The organism is Staphylococcus sp. B1(2026), from assembly GCF_058895785.1.
The window spans coordinates 1-4183 of the sequence record NZ_JBZXTS010000072.1 but is presented as its reverse complement, the minus strand read 5'-3'; the positions used below and the strand labels follow the sequence as shown (position 1 = coordinate 4183).

5 protein-coding genes are annotated in these 4183 nt (G+C 33.0%); all 5 read left to right on the top strand.

Features of this window, described 5'->3' with window-relative positions; all coding sequences use genetic code 11:
* Positions 1-226 precede the first annotated feature (226 nt).
* The 5 genes from AC5EAH_RS07775 (at position 227) to AC5EAH_RS07755 (ending at position 4124) form a co-directional block, all read left to right on the top strand.
* Positions 227-472: a type B 50S ribosomal protein L31 gene (locus tag AC5EAH_RS07775; RefSeq protein ID WP_493494212.1), complete on the top strand. Its 246-nt coding sequence runs from the start codon at positions 227-229 to the stop codon at positions 470-472.
* A 69-nt stretch (positions 473-541) separates the two neighbouring features.
* Positions 542-1123: a thymidine kinase gene (locus AC5EAH_RS07770; RefSeq protein ID WP_493494211.1), complete on the top strand. Its 582-nt coding sequence runs from the start codon at positions 542-544 to the stop codon at positions 1121-1123.
* 12 nt (positions 1124-1135) lie between these two features.
* A complete protein-coding gene (gene prfA, locus AC5EAH_RS07765) occupies positions 1136-2218 on the top strand; it encodes a peptide chain release factor 1 (RefSeq protein ID WP_493494210.1) in 1083 nt (360 codons plus the stop codon).
* Positions 2219-2229: 11 nt separating this feature from the next.
* On the top strand, positions 2230-3075 hold the full coding sequence (prmC, locus tag AC5EAH_RS07760) for a peptide chain release factor N(5)-glutamine methyltransferase (RefSeq protein WP_493494209.1): 846 nt from the start codon (positions 2230-2232) through the stop codon (positions 3073-3075).
* Between the two features lie 17 nt (positions 3076-3092).
* Positions 3093-4124 carry an L-threonylcarbamoyladenylate synthase gene (locus AC5EAH_RS07755; protein ID WP_493494208.1) on the top strand — a complete coding sequence of 344 codons (1032 nt, stop codon included), beginning with the start codon at positions 3093-3095 and terminating at the stop codon, positions 4122-4124.
* Positions 4125-4183: the final 59 nt, after the last annotated feature.

The window sequence follows — 4183 nt, the reverse complement described above, 5'->3', positions numbered from 1 at the left end:
TTTACGTCGTAAGAAAAAACAATAATTGATAATATATTTAAGTATTAAATAAATATTCTTATCATTAAGTCTCTACAATTTCATCCTTGTGATTATGCAAGGATGAAATTTTCTTTGAAATAGACTTGATTTTTTATTTGATACTAGGTATAATGTTAAAAGTATAACAATGTCATACATTGAATAACTCTGTGCCAGATGGTTCAGGGCAAAGGAGGAAAACGGAATGAAGAAAGATATCCACCCAACTTATAATAAAGTAGTATTTGTAGATACAACAAGTGGTTTTAAATTTTTAACTGGATCTACAAAAACTTCAAACGAAACAATTGAATGGGAAGATGGTAACACTTATCCATTATTAAAAGTTGAAGTGAGTTCTGATACACACCCATTTTACACAGGACGTCAACGTTTTGCGCAAGCAGATGGTCGTGTTGATCGCTTTAATAAAAAATACGGTCTTAAATAATAAGCATAACAGATGGGTAATTTACTCATCTGTTTTTTTAAATTTAATATGAAATAAGAGGTATCTTATATGTATGTGATGAAACAATCTGGATGGGTTGAAGTGATCTGTGGCAGTATGTTTTCAGGGAAATCTGAAGAATTAATAAGACAAATTAGACATGTTTTATTTGCTAAACAGAAAATTGCTGTTTTTAAGCCACAATTGGACACACGATATGCTGAACAAGCCATCGTATCACATAATGGTAATCAAGTCACAGCTATTCCAATTCGTAATTCTCAAGAAATTATGTTACATATTACAAATGAAATAGATGTTATTGCTATAGATGAAGTGCAATTTTTTAATAAAGATATTGTTAAAGTCGTACAACAATTAGCAAATGAAGGTTATCGTATTATTGTTGCAGGATTAGATCAAGATTTTAGAGGAGAACCCTTTTATCCAATGCCAGAATTGATGGCAATAAGTGAGCAAATCACTAAATTACATGCAGTTTGTGCTGTATGTGGTGCACCTGCTAGCCGAACACAACGTTTGATTGATGGTCAGCCAGCACATTATGATGATGAGATCGTTGTTTTAGGTGCATCAGAAGCTTATGAACCACGATGCCGACACTGCCATGAAGTATTGAAAGATAATTAAAGGAGAGAAATTATGTTTGATCAATTAGAGATTGTAGAAGAACGATATGAACGCTTAAATGAATTATTAAGTGATCCAGATATCGTAAGTGATCCAAAAAAATTACGTGATTATTCAAAAGAACAACGCAGTATAGAACAAACAGTTGTTGTTTTTAGAGAGTATAAATTATGTAAAGAAGCAATTCGTGATAATTATGAATTACTAGAGATTGAAACTGATTCAGAAATGAAAATGATGATAAAAGAAGAATTATCAGAGTTAGAAAGTAAAATGACACCGTTTGAAGAGCAACTTAAAATTTTACTTTTACCTAAAGATCCTAATGATGATAAAAATGTAATTATGGAAATTCGTGGTGCTGCTGGTGGAGATGAAGCAGCTTTATTTGCTGGTGATTTATTCCGTATGTACACACGTTTTGCTGAAAGTCAAGGATGGAAAGTAGAAATATTAGAACGTTCTGAAACAGGTATCGGTGGCTTAAAAGAAGTGATTTTTATGATTAATGGTGATGCAGCATATTCGAAAATGAAATTTGAAAATGGTGCGCATAGAGTTCAACGTGTCCCTACAACAGAATCTGGCGGTCGTATTCATACATCAACAGCAACAGTAGCGGTTTTACCTGAAGCAGAAGAAGTAGAAATTGATATTCATGAAAATGATATTCGTGTAGACACATTTGCATCGAGTGGTGCTGGTGGACAATCCGTTAATACGACGATGTCAGCCGTTCGTTTAACACATATACCGACAGGTGTTGTTGTATCTATGCAAGATGAACGTTCACAATTAAAAAATAAAGATAAAGCGATGAAAGTCTTACGTGCAAGAGTATATGATAAGTTTCAACAAGAAGCACGTGCTGAATACGATGCTAACCGTAAATCAGCTGTCGGTACAGGAGATCGTTCAGAACGTATTCGTACATATAATTTCCCGCAAAATCGTGTCACAGATCATCGTATAGGTTTAACTATTCAAAAACTTGATCAAATTTTAGAAGGTAAATTAGATGAAATCGTTGATGCATTAATTGTATCTGAGCAAACAGAAAAATTAGAAGCATTAAATAAAGGCGGCAATATTTAAGAGGAAAAATGATGAAAAGATATGAGGCACTAAAATGGGCCTCTTCTTTATTAATAAAGGAGAAGTGCGAAGAAAATTATGCAAAAGTATTTTTGCGTGCATTAGTAAATGAAACAACTACACAATTTGTTTTAAATCAAAATCAAGTGTTAGATGATATCATTTTAAAACAATTTCAAGAAGGCATTCATCAGTATATATTAACAGGTGTACCTTATCAACGTTTAGTTGGCTGGGCTGAATTTTATGGACGTAATTTTGTAGTATCAGAAGATACACTTATTCCTAGATTTGAAACAGAAGAATTAGTAGAATGGCTAATTCATGATTTGTCTGATGAACATAAAACAATTGCGGATATTGGGACTGGGACAGGTATTATTGCTATTACTTTAAAAAAAGAATGCCCTCAACATCAATTAATTATGACAGATATTTATCAGGCAACATTAGCTATTGCGCAAATGAATGCAACAAACTATCAAGCGATGATACAAAGTTATGTAGGTGATAGTTTGCAACCATTAATTGATGCTAATCAACAAGTAGATGTTATTGTTAGTAATCCACCTTATATTGCATTTGAAGAAGCAAGTCAACTTTCTAAAACAGTGATTAATTTTGATCCACATCGTGCTTTGTTTGCGGAAGATCAAGGTTTAGCTATCTATGAAAAAATTATTAGTCAATTACCTAAAGTGCTTAAACCCCAAGGTAGTGTTTATTTTGAGATAGGCCATGAGCAAGGAAGAAGTTTGACGAATATAGTTAAACATTATTTTCCAACATCTACAGTTGAAGTTAGAAAAGATTTAAATGGTAAAGATAGAATGATGAAAGTTTCAAATATAATTTAATAGTGTCAGGAGGGTATATGAAAACTAAACATTATGTGATTAAACAAGATATAACACCACAAATATTAGATGAAATTACACAAATTATTCATCAAGGTGATGTTGTAGCTATCCCAACAGAAACGGTGTATGGATTAGCAGCTAATGCTTTTGATGAACAAGCAATACAAAAAATATTTCAAGCTAAAGGTCGTCCAGCTGATAATCCATTGATTGTACATATTAGTGAGTTGTCACAAATGCAAAAGTTTGTCGCCAGTATACCTTCACATGTAAAAAAATTAATGGAGATATTTTGGCCAGGACCTATTACATTTATTTTGCCTTTAAAGCCAAATAGTGTGCCAACTAATTTGAGTGCTGGACTTCAAACTGTTGCGGTGCGTATGCCAAGCCATCCGATTGCCAGACAAATTATTCAAGCAGTAAATGTACCATTAGCTGCGCCAAGTGCAAATAGTAGTGGTAAACCTTCACCAACGACAGGACAACATGTTTTGCATGATTTATCAGGTAAAATTGCTAGTGTTGTTGATGCAGGACGTGTTGATGTTGGTTTGGAAAGTACAGTACTTGACTGTACACGTACACCTATGGTCATTGTCAGACCAGGTGCTATCACCCAAACGATGTTACAAGAAGCACTACAAGATAAAGTTCTTTATGAAAAACAATTAATGATTGATCAACCTATTTCACCAGGTATGAAATATCAACATTATGCACCACATCAACCTTTAACTATTATTGAAGGCACATTGGCGCAATTTAAAGAATTTATTAATCAGCAAAGCCAACAGTATAAAGTAGGTGTTTTGACATTTAGCGATGATGAATGGCGAGATGATAATATCATGAGTTATATTATTGCAAAAAATGATGAAGATATTGTGACTGCTAATCAACGTTTGTATGATGGTTTGCGTTATTTTGATGAAACTGATTGTGAAGTATTATTTATTCGACAGTTTAAACATTCGGACGAGAGTATGGCATTACATAATCGTTTATCAAAAGCTGCTAATCAACGCTATCTAAAACTTTCTTAACACTTTAGTGCTAAGAAAGTTTTATTTGTATGAATGATAGTGTCAACTTTTTGTTGGTG